Below are 15,253 nucleotides of genomic sequence, written 5' to 3' on the forward strand. Positions count from 1 at the left end.
CCGGGCGCTGTGATTTAGAGGAGAAGGCGATCCGGCCTCAAGCCCGATTGCCTTTTTGCTACTCCTGCGGCCCCCAGCGCGGGGCCGAAACGAAATGAGCCGCGCACAAGGCGCGGCTCACTCCAATCCGATGGGAGAGGTCGGATGGACTTAGAAGTCCATGCCGCCCATGCCGCCCATGCCGCCACCCGGCATCGCGGGAGCCGAGTCCTTCTTCGGCGCCTCGGCAACCATGGCCTCGGTCGTCACGAGAAGGGAAGCGATCGACGCGGCGTCCTGGAGGGCGTGACGCACGACCTTGGTCGGGTCGATGATGCCCTTCTGGATCATGTCGCCATATTCCTCGTTCTGCGCGTCGAAGCCGAAGTCGGCCGTCGCGTTCTCGAGGATCTTACCGACCACGATCGAGCCTTCGACACCGGCGTTCTCAACGATCTGACGAACCGGAGCCTCGAGCGCGCGCAGGACGGTCTTGATGCCGGCCTGGACGTCAGCGTTGTCGGAGGAGAGCTTGGAGACGGCCGCCTTGGCGCGGAGCAGAGCCACACCGCCGCCCGGGACGATGCCCTCTTCCACCGCAGCGCGGGTGGCGTTGAGCGCGTCGTCGACGCGGTCCTTCTTCTCCTTCACTTCGACTTCCGTCGCGCCGCCGACGCGGATCACCGCGACGCCGCCAGCGAGCTTCGCCAGACGCTCCTGGAGCTTCTCGCGATCGTAGTCGGAGGTGGTCTCTTCGATCTGCTGCTTGATCTGAGCGACGCGGCCCTTGATGTCCTCGGCTTCACCGGCGCCGTCGACGATCGTGGTCTCGTCCTTGTTGATCGTGACCTTCTTGGCGCGGCCAAGCATGTCGATCGACACGGACTCGAGCTTGATGCCGAGGTCTTCGGAGATGACCTGGCCGGCGGTCAGGATCGCGATGTCCTGCAGCATGGCCTTGCGGCGGTCGCCGAAGCCCGGCGCCTTCACGGCCGCGACCTTCAGGCCACCGCGGAGCTTGTTGACGACGAGCGTGGCCAGAGCCTCGCCTTCGACGTCCTCGGCGATGATGAGGAGCGGACGGCTGGACTGAACGACAGCCTCGAGGATCGGAAGCATCGCCTGGAGGTTGGAGAGCTTCTTCTCGAAGATGAGAATGTAGGGATCGTCGAGCTCGACGGTCATCTTCTCGGCGTTCGTCACGAAGTACGGCGAGATGTAGCCGCGATCGAACTGCATGCCCTCGACGACTTCGAGTTCGGTCTCGAGCGACTTGGCCTCTTCGACGGTGATGACACCCTCGTTGCCGACCTTCTGCATGGCGTCGGCGATCATCTGGCCGACTTCCTTGTCGCCGTTGGCGGAGATGGTGCCAACCTGCGCGACCTCATCGGAGGTCGAGATCTTGCGCGAACGGGCGGTCAGATCCTTGATGGCCTCGATCACGGCGAGGTCGATGCCGCGCTTCAGGTCCATCGGGTTCATGCCGGCGGCAACCGCCTTGGCGCCTTCGCGGACGATCGCCTGGGCGAGAACGGTCGCGGAGGTCGTGCCGTCACCGGCGAGATCGTTGGTCTTCGAGGCGACCTCGCGGACCATCTGGGCGCCCATGTTCTCGAACTTGTCCTCAAGCTCGATTTCCTTGGCCACCGTCACACCGTCCTTCGTGATGCGCGGAGCACCGAAGGACTTCTCGATCACGACGTTGCGACCCTTCGGGCCGAGCGTCACCTTGACGGCGTTGGCGAGGATGTCGACACCGCGGAGCATCTTGTCGCGCGCGTCAGACGAAAACTTGACTTCTTTGGCTGCCATCGTTGGCTCCTAAAACTAAGCTTTTTCGGGTACGTGCGCGAAACTTACGCGGCCGTCGCGGGGACGCCTTCGACCACGCCCATGATGTCGCTCTCCTTCATGATGAGGAGGTCTTCACCATCGAGCTTGACTTCGGTGCCGGACCACTTGCCGAAAAGGACGCGGTCGCCAGCCTTGACGTCGAGCGGCGTGACCTGGCCCTGCTCATTGCGGGCGCCCGGACCGACGGCGACAACTTCGCCTTCCTGCGGCTTTTCCTTGGCGGTGTCGGGAATGATGATGCCGCCCTTGGTCTTCTCTTCGGACTCAATGCGGCGCACGACGACGCGGTCGTGCAACGGACGGAATTTCATGTCTGTCCTCGTAAGGTCATCGTCGATCTGAGCCTGCTAGCACTCGCAAGTGGGGAGTGCTAACGGTTGAGGCGGAGATAGGCGGGTCGGTTTTGAGTGTCAACGGCACCGGCCGGAACTTTCCGTCGATTTCGCCGTTAGAGGGCCCGCCTCTGACGCCCCGTAGATAGGCGTAGCGGTCCCCGTTGGCGGACGACCGAATGCCGCACGGGAGGGGCGACCCGCCGCGCCGCCAGCGATACGGCGCGTTTTGGCGCACGCCCCGTCGAAAACGAGCGGCGCCCGGCCGACGACCTAACAGACTTTTCGCGCCGGCGCGATGCCTCGTTCGCGCTGTTCAATTCTTGCCGCCGTCGTCGACGCGCTTGGCACGCGCATATACGAAGCATATACGGTCCATACGCATTGTATGGAGGCCCGGATGGGCATTGTGAGCATCGACGACGATCTGCACGACCAGTTGCGCCGCGCGAGCAAGGTGTCCTGCCGCTCGATCAACGCGCAGGCCGCCTACTGGATCAAGGTCGGGATGCTGTGCGAGACCAACCCCTCGCTGAGCTTCGCCGAGATCATCGCGCGCGAGTTCAGCGACGCCGGCGTTGCCGCGCGCCCGCTCGCCGCCAACGAGGCATGACGAAGACGCCGCAGGAGCTGGCGCTGATGGCGCAGTCCGGCCGCCTGCTCGGATCCGTCTTCGGCCTTCTCGACGAGACCCCGCTCGTCGGCCTGTCGACGCTCGCCGTCAACGACATGGTCGAGCGCTTCATCGTCGACGACTTGAAGGCCCGTCCCGCCAGCAAGGGCCAGTACGGTTACGCGTTCGCGCTGAATTCCTCGGTGAACGACGTCGTGTGCCACGGCATCCCGTCCGAGACGGCCGTGCTGCGGGACGGGGACATCGTCAATTTCGACATCACGCTGGAGAAGGACGGCTACATCGCCGATTCCAGCAAGACCTACCTCGTCGGCAATGTGCAGCCCGCCGCGGCGCGTCTCGTCAACGTGACCTATGAGGCGCTGTGGATGGGGATCCGCGCGGTTCGTCCTGGCGCCCGGCTCGGCGATATCGGATGGGCGATCGAGCGCCACGCCAAGCGCAACGGCTATTCGGTGGTGCGCGAATATTGCGGCCACGGCATCGGGCGCGAGATGCACGAGGAGCCGCAGATCGTCCATTTCGGGCGGCCGGGCACGGGGATGCGGCTGCGCGAAGGGATGGTCTTCACCATCGAGCCGATGCTCAACCGCGGCCGGCGGAACGTGCGCACGGAGGCTGACGGGTGGACCGTCGTCACGCGCGACGGCTCGCTCTCGGCCCAGTTCGAGCACACCGTCGCCGTCACCGAGACGGGCGTCTCCGTCCTCACCCTGCGCCCCGGCGAGAACGCGATGGGGCCGGGCGGGGTACGGCGGACGGCGGAGCAGGGGGCCGGAATCGGCGCTCCCGCGATCGGCGAGGCGTCGGCCTAGACGTTGGCTGCCGATCGCGTTGGTGACGCGATCTAGAAGGCGACCTCGCGCGGCATGACGACGAGGGTCGGCATTTCCGGCAGCGTGTTGAGGGAGACGGTGAGGGTATCCTCGCCGAGCATCATGATGTCGAGCCCGGCCGCGCGCGTCTCGGTGACGAACTGGGCGAGGGTGTACTGGGTGAACCAATGCATCGGGATGACGATGGAGGTGCGCAGGCGCTCGACCACGGTCATCATGCCGGCATGGTTCATCGTGTAGGTGCCGTCGATCGGGACGAACACCACGTCGAGCCGGCCGATCTCGGCGATCTGCGCGTCGGACAGCATCTGGTGCAGGTGGCCGAGATGGCCGATGCAGAGGCCCGCCGTCTCGAAGATGAAGATCGAGTTGCCGCTCTCCTCGACCATCCCGTAGCTGCGGATGTCGGTCGCGACGTTGCGGATCAGCACGTCGCCGACGGTGAGGAAGTGCTCCGCCTTGCCGCCCTCCGGGTTCCAGCCGCGCAGGACGTTCGCAATGTCGGGGGAGGGGTAGTTCGTGTAGTGGCTCGAATGGGCGTGGTTCATCGTCACCACGTCCGGCGTCCCGCCCGAGCCGGCATTGCCGTTATAGTCCGTCGCGATGACGGTCCCGTCCGGCGCGGTGATGCGGAAGGTGGAGTGGCCGACATAGCGGATCGTCACCGCGTAGGCGTCGCTCGCCTGGACCGGGGTGAACGAGGCGCGGATGAAGGTCGCCTCGGGGATCGCGTTGGCGATGGCCTGGCAGTTGGAGGCCATCTGCGCCGCGGCGGGCGCCGCTCCCATGGCAAGTGATGCGGCGGCGAGAAGAAGCAGCCAAGCCCGTCCGGTGAACCCACGTCGCCGATCGCCGGCCATACGCTTCTCCCATGGTTCGCGCCAACCAGGGGACGACGATACCGCCGCTTCGCGATTTGTCGCTTCACAAAGGCTGGAAGTGCGCTGCCCAGGAGTGAGGCAACCGCCGATTTCGCCAGATTTCCCGGCAGGACCCGGCCACAGCGGGGTCTTGCATCGAGACGTTGTGTCGCTGGCGGGACGGTGTGCGTCCGCGGGCGGGGAGGGCGCGGCCGCGTGGGCCGCGGCCTGTCAGGGCTTCTTGCGGAACGCGTCGAGGGAGACGACCTCGGCCCCTTCCGGGCGCGGCTCGTCGTCCTTCTCCGGCTCGGCGCCGTCGGTGGCCTCGTCCGCCTCGTCCTCGGCGCGGATGGGGAGGGCCGGCACGGCCCCCTGGTCGCCGGCGAGGTCGACCGGTGTCGACTGGGCGTTGTTCGCCGGGTCGAATTGCAGGCCGAACTGGACGGACGGGTCGAAGAAGCCCTTCACCGCGGCGAAGGGGACGAGGAGCCGCTCCGGCACGCCGCCGAAGGAGAGGCCGACCTCGAAGCCATGCTCGGAGACCGCGAGGTCCCAGAACTGATGCTGCAGGACGATGGTCATCTCCTGCGGGTGCTGCTGGCGCAGGCGCGAGGACATGCGCACGCCGGGCGCGGTCGTGTCGAACGCGACATAGAAATGATGTTCGCCCGGTAGGCCCCCATCGGCCACTTCGCGCATCACCTTGCGGACCACGCCGCGCAGCGCATCCTGGACCAAAACGTCGTAACGGATGAGGTCGTCTGCCACCATCAGCCTCCAATGCCCCGCCGGATTTAGCGCGTCGGGCGTGCCAATCCAATGCGGTATTGACGCTTCTCGATCCGGAGTTTGCCGCAGAGCACCCAAAACGGGCGGCCCGAGCCGCGACTGCCGGCCCGAAAATCAGCTTTCATGCGATCGGGCTGCAGGTCGCGTACCAATGTGGACAGTCGCGCGCGATTTCGCCAGCGCCAGGATGAGGCGGTGCGACGGACGGTATTGGGGGAATGGGAGAGAGAAGCGGAGGCTTCTGTTGCCAGGTGCCTCCCAACCCCGCCTCCTACTTGCGGTAGGAGGACTTAATTCGAGGTGTCACGCCGCATTACGCAGCGAGACGAGCCTCAGCATAGTTGTCATTCGCAACTACAAGTTTGGTCCGATAACGGTGGTACCATGCCGAGCGAAAGAAGAGCCTTTACACCCTCGTCGATCCTATTTCGCCCCCGCCGAAACCCCACGTGAGCCGTGGGATTTGGGTGGAGGCGCCGGGTACCGCCCCCGGGTCCGAATGGCTTATTACGCAATCCGTTTATCGCCGTAGCCAACCGTCGCTGGCACTGCGGAATATAGGAGGCTTTGCCCCTCGCGTGAAGGGGATGCTTGCATCGCGCCGCCTTTTGCGTGCCCCGAAAAGAATTTCGGTGACAGGTGTGTCCTTCGCATTTCGGGACCCCGCGCATGCGCGTATGTCTCCCTGGATAAGGTTTGCAGGTGATTTCCGGGGTGGCGAGGTTTCTGACGCGGACGGATGGGATCGTGCTGGCGCTCGCGCTGGCCGCCGCCTTCGTGCCGAACACCGCGGACGCCGCGCGCTGCACGGACTATCGCTCGTGTCGCGAGGCGGTGGTGGCCTGGTGCGCCGGCCGCCATCCGGGGCCGACCGCGACGATGACGGTATCCCCTGCGAGAATGTCTGCCGCTCGCGCGCCCAGGTCGTGGCGATCATGCGTGAGATCGGCTGCAACAGATGACGGGAGGCACCGATGAAGGCCTATCATGAACTGCTGCGCCGCATCCTCGACGAAGGCGTGCGCCAAGCCGACCGGACCGGTGTCGGGACGCTGTCCGTGTTCGGCCATCAGACGCGCTACAATCTCGCCGACGGCCTGCCGGTGGTCACGACCAAGCGCGTCCACCTCAAGTCGGTGATCGCCGAGCTCCTGTGGTTCATCGCCGGCGAGACCAACGCGCGCAGCCTCAACGCCCGCGGCGCCACCATCTGGGACGAGTGGGCCGATGCCGACGGCGAGCTCGGCCCGATCTATGGCCGCCAGTGGCGCGCCTGGCCGACCGAGAACGGCCCCGTCGACCAGCTCGCCCGCGTGGTGGAGGCGATCAAGAGCGACCCCGCCTCGCGGCGGCACATCGTCTCGGCCTGGAATGTCAGCGACCTCGACAAGATGGCGCTGCCGCCCTGCCATCTCCTCTTCCAGTTCCACGTCGCCGCCGGCCGCCTCTCGTGCCAGGTCTATCAGCGCTCGGCCGACGCCTTCCTCGGCGTGCCCTTCAACATCGCCTCCTACGCGATCATGACGCACATGATCGCCCACGCGACCGGGCTCGAGGCGGGCGACCTCGTCCACACGCTCGGCGACGCGCACCTCTATCTCAACCACCTGGAGCAGGCCGAGCTGCAGCTCTCACGCGAGCCGCGACCGCTTCCCCGCCTCGTCCTCGACGGCGCGCCGCGCGACCTTTTCGCGATCACCGCCGAGGATATCCGGATCGAGGGCTACGACCCGCATCCGGCGATCAAGGCGCCCGTCGCCGTCTGAGGCCGCGATGGGCGAGATTCCGGTCACCATCCTCGCCGCGGTGGCCGAGAACGGCGTGATCGGCCGCGGGCTCGACCTGCCGTGGCGCCTGTCGAGTGATCTGAAGCGCTTCAAGGCGCGCACGCTCGGCAACACGATCGTGATCGGCCGGCGCACCCACGAATCGATCGGCAAGGCCCTGCCGGGACGACGGACCATCGTCGTGTCGAGCCGCCCGGTGGAGGGGATGGAGGTCGCGCCGAGCCTCGCAGCGGCGCTCGCGATGGCCGACACGCCCGTTTTCCTCGCCGGCGGGGCGCGCATCTATCGCGACGGAATGGCGCGCGCCGACCGGATCGAGATCACCCGCGTCCACGCCCGGCCCGACGGCGATATCTACTTCCCGCCCATCGACGAGGCCTTCGCGAAGGTCGCCGAGGAGGCGGGGGTGCAAGGTGAGCGGGACGAATATCCCTTCACTTTCGAGACTTATGCTCGCACCCAACGCGCCAGTTGATTGAAAGGCGTCCGACCTCCAGCCTATAAGGCGAGTTCGCGTGGCGCGTTTCGCCGCGTTTGCGCGACAACCGCGGATGATTATCTGCGGACGAAACCGGTTTGATCACCGGCACCATCATCGAAGCGGCAAGGGGAGCGGGGATGCCCTGGAACAACCAGTCGGGCGGCAAGGGCGGTGGGCCCTGGGGCGGTGGAGACGGCCCATGGGGCAACAATAACGGTCCCAATCGTCCGAATCCGTGGGGCAATAACGGACCCCAGCGCGGGCAGGATCCTCAAGGGTCCCCCGATCTCGAAGAATTGCTGCGTCGCAGCCAGGACAAGCTGAAGCGCGTCTTCCCGAAGAAGGGTGGCGGCGGGGGCAGTGGCGGCAGCGGCGGCCCCTCGCTCGGGGGCATCGGCGGACGCGGCATCGCGCTCGCACTCGTGGCCGTCGGCATTCTCTACGGCCTGACGGGCTTCTACCGCGTCGGTCCCGGCGAACTCGGCGTCGAGCTGGTGCTCGGCCGCTATCAGGGCACCACGCAGCCCGGCCTCAACTACAATTGGCCCTACCCGTTCGGTGAGGTCTACACGCCCGACGTCCTGCGCATCCGGGAAGTGAACATCGGCTCGCGCGGCGAGGGCCGTGGCGGCGACGTGCCGGAGGAGAGCCTGATGCTGACGGGCGATGAGAACATCGTCGACGTCGACTTCAAGGTGCAGTGGCGCATCTCCGACCCGGCGAACTTCCTCTTCAACATCGAGGATCCGGAAGGGACCGTGAAGCAGGTCGCCGAGAGCGCGATGCGCGAAGTCGTCGGCCGCCGCAACATCCAGCCGATCCTGACCCAGGAGCGCCAGCAGGTCGAACAGGACGTGCAGACGCTGATGCAGGCGACGCTGAACGATTACGGCGCCGGCGTGCAGGTGAGCCAGGTGCAGATGCAGAAGGTGGACCCGCCGCTCGAGGTCATCGACGCCTTCCGCGACGTGCAGGCCGCCCGCGCCGACCAGGAGCGCTTCCAGAACGAGGCCGACGCCTACGCCAACGAAGTGGTGCCGCAGGCCCGCGGTCAGGCGGCGCAGATCGTCGAAGCGGCGAACGCCTATCGCGATCAGGTCGTCGCCGAGGCGACCGGTCAGGCCGACCGCTTCCTCTCGGTCTTCGAGGAGTATCGCAAGGCGCCGGACGTCACGCGCCAGCGTATGTATCTCGAGACGATGGAGCGCGTTCTCGCCGGCACCGACAAGGTGATCATCGACCAGACCTCCGCCGGCTCGTCCGGTGTCGTCCCCTACCTGCCCCTGGACCGGCTTGACCGGGCCCAGACGCAGCCGACCGCCCAGGGAGCCCGCTGATGCGCGCCGGCCTCATCGCCATCGTCGTGATCATCGCCATCGTGGTGGTGGTCGCGCTCAACTCGCTCTTCATCGTCAACCCGACGCAGCAGGCCCTCGTCCTGCAGTTCGGTCAGGTGCGCCAGGCGATCCAGGAGCCGGGCCTCAACTTCAAGATTCCGCTCGTCCAGGAGGTCCGCTTCCTCGACCGGCGCAATCTCGACCTCAACGTCCCGGCGCAGGAAATCATCGCCGCCGACCAGAAGCGCCTCGTGGTGGACGCGTTCATGCGCTACCGCGTCGGCGATCCGGTCCGCTTCTATCAGACCGTGAACAATGTCCGCGAAGGCGCCTCGCGTCTGTCGACCTTCGTTCAGGCCTCGCTGCGCGCCGTCCTCGCCGACGCGACCTTCGAGGACATCGTGCGCGACAACCGCTCGGCGCTGATGCAGCGCATCCGGGCTGACGTCGCCAACCGCGCCGCCGATATCGGCGTCGAGGTGGTCGACGTGCGGCTGCGCCGCGCGGACCTGCCGGAGGCCAACTCCGAGGCGATCTATCGCCGGATGCAGACCGAGCGTCAGCAGGAAGCGCGCGAGATCCGCGCCCGCGGTCAGGAAGCGGCCCAGCGCGTTCGCGCCGCCGCCGACCGCACGGCGACGGTGCTGCGCGCCGAAGCCCAGCGCGAGGCCGAGCAGATCCGCGGTACGGGTGACGCCCAGCGAAGCGCGATCTTCGCGAACGCCTACACCCAGGACGAGCAGTTCTTCGCCTTCTATCGCGCGATGCAGGCCTACGAGGAATCGCTCCGCTCGCAGGACACGCGCCTCGTGCTGTCGCCGGATTCGGAGTTCTTCCGCTACTTCGCGAACCCGTTCGGCGTCGACCCGATGTCGGGCGCTCCGGCCGCGGCCCCGGCCCCGGCCGCCCTGCCGGCGGGTGAGGACGCCGCCCCGGCCGAGACCGACGAGCAGGCGGCCCTCGAGGCCCCTGCGCCCACCGAGGCTGCGGCCGACGCCGCCGCGCTCGCGACCGACGGTACAATCGCAGCCGAGGTCGAGGACTCCGCCGAGAGCGACGCGGCCGTCGCCGAGGCGGACGCCGCGGTCGAAGCCGAGCAGGAGGAGGCGGCCGCCGCCGCCGCCCCGGCCGAGACGCCCGCCGCGCCGGACGGTAACGCGGACGTGACCACGCCGGCCGACACCGCCGCGCCCGCGACGGACACCGCCGCCGCGACCGGCGGCGACGATGTGGCGCAGAGCGCCGGATCGCCTGAAAGCACGGCGGAAACCGCGACGAACGGCGATACGGACACCTCCGAAGCGCCGGCCGTCGAGGAAAACCAGGCGGGTTCCGTGACGATCGTGAGGCCCGGCCAGACGACCCAGTGAGCGATCTCGGAGCTGCCTTGGGGCTGGTGCTCGTCATCGAGGGCGCGCTCTACGCTCTGGCGCCCGAGACGATGCGTGCCATGATGAGGCAAGTCCTCGCGACCCCGACCGACACGTTGCGCAAGGCTGGGCTCGGCGCTGCGGTGGTCGGGGTAGGGCTGGTTTGGTTGGTACGCGCTGCCTGACGCAGCGCAGTGGAGGACCTGATGACCGCGATCCCCCGCCACCTCGGTGCCGTCGTCGCCGGCGCTCTACTGGCGTTCACCCCCGCTGTCGGGACGCTCGCCCCGACACAATCGCTCGCCCAGGAGACGGGCCCCCGCTCTGTCGCCGATCTCGCGGAAGGGCTCCTCGGCTCGGTCGTGAACATCTCGACCTCGCAGCGCGTCGAAGCGGACCGGCCCGCCGTTCCGACCCCGCCGGAAGGCGGCACGCCCGAGGGCGACACCCCCTTCCAGGAATTCTTCGACGATTTCTTCGAGCGTGACGAAGGCGCGCCCGATCCCCGCCGCGTCCAGTCGCTGGGGTCCGGCTTCGTCATCTCCGCCGACGGCGTCGTCATCACCAACAACCACGTCATCAAGGACGCCGACGAGGTCACGGTGAATTTCGCCGACGGGCGGCAATATCCGGCCGAGATCGTCGGCCACGACCCGAAGACCGACCTCGCGGTCCTGAAGATCACGCCGGACGAGCCGCTCGAGCCCTTGAAATTCGCCCCCTCGGCGCGTCTTCGCGTCGGCGACTGGGTGATGGCGATCGGCAATCCGTTCGGCCTCGGCGGCACGGTCACGGTCGGCATCATCTCGGCCCGGAACCGCAACCTCCAGTCCGGCCCCTATGACGACTTCATCCAGACCGACGCCGCGATCAACCGCGGCAACTCGGGCGGTCCGTTGTTCGACATGGAAGGCAACGTGATCGGCATCAACACGGCGATCATCTCGCCGAGCGGCGGCTCCATCGGCATCGGCTTCGCGATCCCATCCGAGATCGCGACCTCGGTCATCGGCCAGCTCATGGAGTATGGCGAGACGCGGCGCGGTTGGCTCGGCGTGCGCATTCAGCAGGTCACCGAAGACGTCGCCGAGAGCCTCGGCATGGACAGCGCCCACGGCGCGATGATCGCGGGCGTGACGGAAGACGGTCCGGCCGCCAAGGGCGGCATCAAGGCCGGCGACGTGGTCGTCCGCTTCGACGGGCGCGAAGTACCCTCGATGCGCGAGCTGCCGCGCATCGTCGCCGAGACGCCGATCGGCAAGCACGTGGACGTCGTCGTCGTGCGCGAGGGGTCTGAGGTCACCGTCGCGGTCGATCTCGGCCAGCTCGAGGAGGTCGAGGCGCGCGCCGCCGCGGCCCCCATCGAAGTGCCGGTCGAAGGCGAGGGCGAGACCGCGACGGCCAGCGTTCCGACCAAGACCGTGTTCGGCATGGAGCTCGCGATGCTCGACGATGCGCGGCGCGAGGCCTTCGATATCGGGGCGGACGTCAACGGCGTCATCGTCGTGACGGTCGAGGACGACAGCATCGCCGCGGAGAAGCGCGTGACGGCCGGGGACGTGATCCTCGAGGTCGGCCAGCGCGTCGTGACGACGCCGCAGGAGGTGCTCGACCAGATCGAGGTGCTGCGCAGCGAGAGCCGCAAGACGGCGCTCCTCACGCTGTCGAACAAGGATGGCGAGCTCCGCTTCACCGCCCTTCGCATCGAGGACTGATTCCGGCCTTCGCCGCGCGTCACGGCCGATGCGGGATGGCGGCGCCGTGAGCGCCGCCGCGCCGGGCCCCGCCTCCATGGCGGCGCGCCGGCGCCCAATGTTGGAGGACAGGATGATCATGCGAAGCCTCGCCGCGGCAGCGGTGTTGTCGCTCGCCCTCACGTCCGGCGCGTTCGCGCAGCCGGCCGAGGGGCGTTTCCAGATCGAGCCCGTGGAGGGCGGCGTCCTGCGGCTCGACCGCGCCACCGGCGGGGTCGAGTTCTGCGCCGAGGGCACCAGCGCGTGGACGTGCGAGATCGTGGTCGCCGCCTCCACCGCGCGCGCCGACGGGGCGGACGGCTCGCTTGCCGCAGAGAACGCGGCGCTGAAGGCACGCGTCACCGCGCTCGAGAAGCGCCTCGCGATGATCGGCGCGCTCGTCGAGGGGGCCGAGGTGGAAGGGGAGGCCGCCGCCGAAGCGCGCGCCTCGAGCGACCTCCTCCAGTCGCGCGCCCGGCGCGGGATCGACGAGGCGGTGGAGGTCACCGGTTATGCCGTCCGCCGCTTCCGCGACCTCTACAACGTCCTCACCGACGACGAGGTCGAGTGATCCGACGGGAGACCTTGAGCGAGGCTGCCGTCACCCGCGTGGTGCATGGCCGCCTCACTCTCAGGACAGGCGGGCCGGCCTTCCACGACCTCACCCCGGCGCTCCGCGCCTGGCTCGGCGACATCGGGGCGGGGAGCGGCGCGGTCTGCGCGTTCGTCGCCCACACCACCGCCTCGCTCTGCGTCCAGGAGAATGCCGACGACGACGTCCAGCGCGATCTCTTGACGAGCCTTGCCCGCCTCGCCCCCGAAAACGCGCCCTACCGCCACCATTTCGAGGGGCCGGACGACATGCCCGGCCACATCAAGGCGATGCTGAGCGACACGTCGGTGATGCTGCCGGTGGAGGGGGGCGCGCCGCGCCTCGGCACATGGCAGGCGCTCTACCTGGTGGAGCACCGAACCGGTGCCCGCGAGCGCGCCGTGCACCTCACATATCCGGGCGATTGACCCGCGTAAATTGACAACGAGGCAATTGAAGATTGTGTCGAAGGAAGAATGTCGAAGAGCGTCAATATAGAGAAATCCATTCGAAATCGGCATGAGATCGAGGGAAATCCTGAATTAGGTCCAAAATCCCGCCTGATCCCGCCTCAAAGCCGCCTTAATTTCGAAAGTTGTAATGCTTATGCATGAAAATCTTTAAAGTTGCGGGCCGTTCACGAACGATGTTATCATGGGTTGTAAGGCGGAGATATGCTATTTTCGATTGGATCCTGAAGTGGACTTAGTGGCGATGCTAGAGAACGATGGCGACTGCAAAGACTGGCTACCGGACGACCTGATCGGCTCTGTGATCGACGGCGATATCGAGATCGATCGCGAGTTGGAAGCGGCAATCGAGTATAAGATCGCAAGCTGCGGCATCGCCGGTGTCGAGCGAATTATCGATTTCGTGAATATCGCCCTGCGCCGCCACCTCGACGCGGTGTAACCCCCGCGGTCGGGTGGCCGGACCACGACGAGCCCGCCGCCGACCCGAGTAGGCCGCCCCGTCAAGGGCGCTCTGGCCCGCAAAGCCCAAACTGCACCTGAGCCGGCCATCCGCGCGAGATCCGACGCGCCGGGACCCGAACGTCTATTGCCCACCACCGGGCCCTCCAACGTTGCGGAGGGGAGATCGGTGGTGAACAGAACCCGGCAGCCCATACCACAGCCATGTGCTTGATTCCGAGGGCGCATCCGGATGAGCCTTGTGCGAAGCCACCCGGCCGTCTCGACGCCGCCCCGAAGTGGGTCCCGCAGCAAAACTGTGCGTCGATCGCGCGCCCGCGCACGGCCCACTGCCGAATGGCTCGCCGCGGTGTCCTCTCCACGATGTGGTGTCCTCTCCACGATCGGTGGCGGGTTCCCGCCCTTGCGCGCACATTGATGCCGGCGAGGGCGCTTGGGCGCGAGGAGAGAGGCGCCTTGGCACGTGCCGCTTCTCAACGAGTGCTCGGCAAAGCCGCTGCGAGGGGCCGTCAAAGCGAGACCGTCACCGCGAAAAATGTGCAGGATCGCCGCGCGCGAAGAGAGGGCGGCCCGCCTTGCTCCCGTCGTGCAACGGGAGACACACAGGCCGAGCGGGCCACACCTCCGCCGCACCTCCTGCTGCGACGTCCGCGATCACGTCATCGCGGCGGCTGTGCGAGACATGCTCGCCCTGGCGGCCAACGGTTCTCCCAATCCCCCACAGCATCACCCACGCGTCAGCACCGCGCTCACCGGATGCGCGCGGTGAAGCAGACCTCGGACGAGGGGCAACCGCGTTGTCGACGCATGCCGCGAGTGGTCCGCCATGGCGGGCATCGCGTTGAGGAAGACGAGACGCTGGCAGACGAAGGCAAGAAGCATGATCCTGGGAGCCTCGCTTTTCGCGCATCCGGTTGCGCGAGGCGACGAGGATGAGAATGCATCGCGAGGCGGTGAGGGCTGCAATGGGGAGCGCCTCGCAACCGCGGCGAGATCCCCCGATGCAGCGAGCGCCCCCGCCCACGTCACCTCTGGTGTATGCGACGCGACGCCTGCGAATCCTCCGATGCGGCACCTGTCGAGCAGGCCGGGTTCTGGAAACCCGCCGAGAAGGGGGGACGCCTCCTGGAACCCCGCCATCGTCTCTCGCGCATCGGACACGCCATCATCGGCGCGAGGGCCCATCATCGGTTCCCACTCAAACGCGGCGGGTCGGCCTGCACCGGAGACCGACGTCATCGCGTCGCCTGTCCTCCTTCTCGGCACCACACCGCAGCGCACCCAGCTCCACGCGCGGTCGTCTGGATCCAGCGTGAGAGCCACCGTCTGAAGGGCCAATGCAAGGCCGGCCTCATCGCCGTGACAGCCCCGAAGAGGGAGGCCTGAACACGAGGGCGGATCGGACGGCGAACGGCGCGACCGCCGAGCGTCCTTCTCGGCACCACACCGCGATCCAGGGTGAGAACGACCGTCTGAAGGGCCAACGCAAGGCCGGCCTCATCGCCGTGACAGCCCCGAAGAGGGAGGCCTGAACACGAGGGCGGATCGGACGACGGCCAGCGCGACGGCCGAAAGTCCTTCTCGGCACCACACTGCGATCCAGGGTGAGAGCGGCCGTCTGAAGGACCAATGCAAGGCCGGCCTCATCGCCACGACAGTCCCGAAGAGGGAGGCCTGAACACGAGGCTGGATCGGACGACGATCGGCGCGACCGCCGAACGTCCTTCTCGGCAC

15 protein-coding genes and 1 other RNA gene are annotated in these 15,253 nt (G+C 67.4%); 11 read left to right on the forward strand and 5 right to left on the reverse strand.

The features are described from left to right. Positions 1–150 precede the first annotated feature (150 nt). Positions 151–1,794, reverse strand: a complete 1,644-nt coding sequence (groL, locus tag DBV35_RS06080) for a chaperonin GroEL (RefSeq protein ID WP_108659301.1) — start codon at positions 1,792–1,794, stop codon at positions 151–153. Between the two features lie 44 nt (positions 1,795–1,838). Then, positions 1,839–2,147: a co-chaperone GroES gene (gene groES, locus DBV35_RS06085; RefSeq protein ID WP_108659302.1), complete on the reverse strand. Its 309-nt coding sequence runs from the start codon at positions 2,145–2,147 to the stop codon at positions 1,839–1,841. A gap of 421 nt (positions 2,148–2,568) precedes the next feature. On the opposite strand from groES, the gene DBV35_RS06090 reads away from it, so the two are divergent. Further along, positions 2,569–2,781, forward strand: coding sequence for a ParD-like family protein (locus DBV35_RS06090; RefSeq protein ID WP_108659303.1), 213 nt, complete (start codon positions 2,569–2,571; stop codon positions 2,779–2,781). Then, on the forward strand, positions 2,778–3,617 hold the full coding sequence (gene map, locus DBV35_RS06095; protein WP_108659304.1) for a type I methionyl aminopeptidase: 840 nt from the start codon (positions 2,778–2,780) through the stop codon (positions 3,615–3,617). Before DBV35_RS06090 ends, map begins: the two co-directional genes overlap by 4 nt. A 32-nt stretch (positions 3,618–3,649) precedes the next feature. Here map and DBV35_RS06100 read toward each other — a convergent pair whose 3' ends face one another. The 3 genes from DBV35_RS06100 to ssrA all read right to left on the reverse strand — a co-directional run bounded on the left by DBV35_RS06100 (position 3,650) and on the right by ssrA (position 5,874). Further along, a complete protein-coding gene (locus DBV35_RS06100) occupies positions 3,650–4,498 on the reverse strand; it encodes an MBL fold metallo-hydrolase (protein WP_108659305.1) in 849 nt (282 codons plus the stop codon). Positions 4,499–4,729: 231 nt separating this feature from the next. Further along, positions 4,730–5,266 (reverse strand): SspB family protein, encoded by a 537-nt coding sequence (locus DBV35_RS06105; RefSeq protein ID WP_108660583.1) that lies wholly within the window; start codon positions 5,264–5,266, stop codon positions 4,730–4,732. Positions 5,267–5,517: 251 nt separating this feature from the next. Continuing rightward, positions 5,518–5,874: a transfer-messenger RNA gene (gene ssrA, locus DBV35_RS06110) on the reverse strand. Between the two features lie 387 nt (positions 5,875–6,261). Between ssrA and DBV35_RS06120 the strand changes: the two genes are divergently transcribed. The 9 genes from DBV35_RS06120 to DBV35_RS06160 all read left to right on the forward strand — a co-directional run bounded on the left by DBV35_RS06120 (position 6,262) and on the right by DBV35_RS06160 (position 13,499). Then, positions 6,262–7,053 carry a thymidylate synthase gene (locus tag DBV35_RS06120; RefSeq protein WP_108659306.1) on the forward strand — a complete coding sequence of 264 codons (792 nt, stop codon included), beginning with the start codon at positions 6,262–6,264 and terminating at the stop codon, positions 7,051–7,053. Positions 7,054–7,060: 7 nt separating this feature from the next. Beyond that, positions 7,061–7,549 carry a dihydrofolate reductase gene (locus DBV35_RS06125; protein ID WP_108659307.1) on the forward strand — a complete coding sequence of 163 codons (489 nt, stop codon included), beginning with the start codon at positions 7,061–7,063 and terminating at the stop codon, positions 7,547–7,549. A gap of 143 nt (positions 7,550–7,692) precedes the next feature. Then, positions 7,693–8,892 (forward strand): FtsH protease activity modulator HflK, encoded by a 1,200-nt coding sequence (gene hflK, locus DBV35_RS06130; RefSeq protein ID WP_108660584.1) that lies wholly within the window; start codon positions 7,693–7,695, stop codon positions 8,890–8,892. Next, positions 8,892–10,262: a protease modulator HflC gene (gene hflC / locus DBV35_RS31380; protein WP_170134881.1), complete on the forward strand. Its 1,371-nt coding sequence runs from the start codon at positions 8,892–8,894 to the stop codon at positions 10,260–10,262. The genes hflK and hflC overlap by 1 nt, the downstream gene beginning before the upstream one ends. Continuing rightward, positions 10,259–10,447: a DUF2065 domain-containing protein gene (locus DBV35_RS06140; protein ID WP_108659308.1), complete on the forward strand. Its 189-nt coding sequence runs from the start codon at positions 10,259–10,261 to the stop codon at positions 10,445–10,447. The genes hflC and DBV35_RS06140 overlap by 4 nt, the downstream gene beginning before the upstream one ends. A gap of 21 nt (positions 10,448–10,468) precedes the next feature. After that, positions 10,469–11,977 (forward strand): Do family serine endopeptidase, encoded by a 1,509-nt coding sequence (locus tag DBV35_RS06145; protein ID WP_108660585.1) that lies wholly within the window; start codon positions 10,469–10,471, stop codon positions 11,975–11,977. A gap of 112 nt (positions 11,978–12,089) precedes the next feature. Continuing rightward, positions 12,090–12,566: a hypothetical protein gene (locus DBV35_RS06150; protein WP_157961599.1), complete on the forward strand. Its 477-nt coding sequence runs from the start codon at positions 12,090–12,092 to the stop codon at positions 12,564–12,566. Positions 12,567–12,580: 14 nt separating this feature from the next. Then, complete coding sequence (locus DBV35_RS06155; protein WP_245943855.1) at positions 12,581–13,015, forward strand: secondary thiamine-phosphate synthase enzyme YjbQ; 435 nt, start codon at positions 12,581–12,583, stop codon at positions 13,013–13,015. Positions 13,016–13,274: 259 nt separating this feature from the next. Beyond that, complete coding sequence (locus DBV35_RS06160) at positions 13,275–13,499, forward strand: hypothetical protein (protein ID WP_170134882.1); 225 nt, start codon at positions 13,275–13,277, stop codon at positions 13,497–13,499. Positions 13,500–15,253 lie beyond the last annotated feature (1,754 nt).

Source organism: Acuticoccus kandeliae, assembly GCF_003073115.1.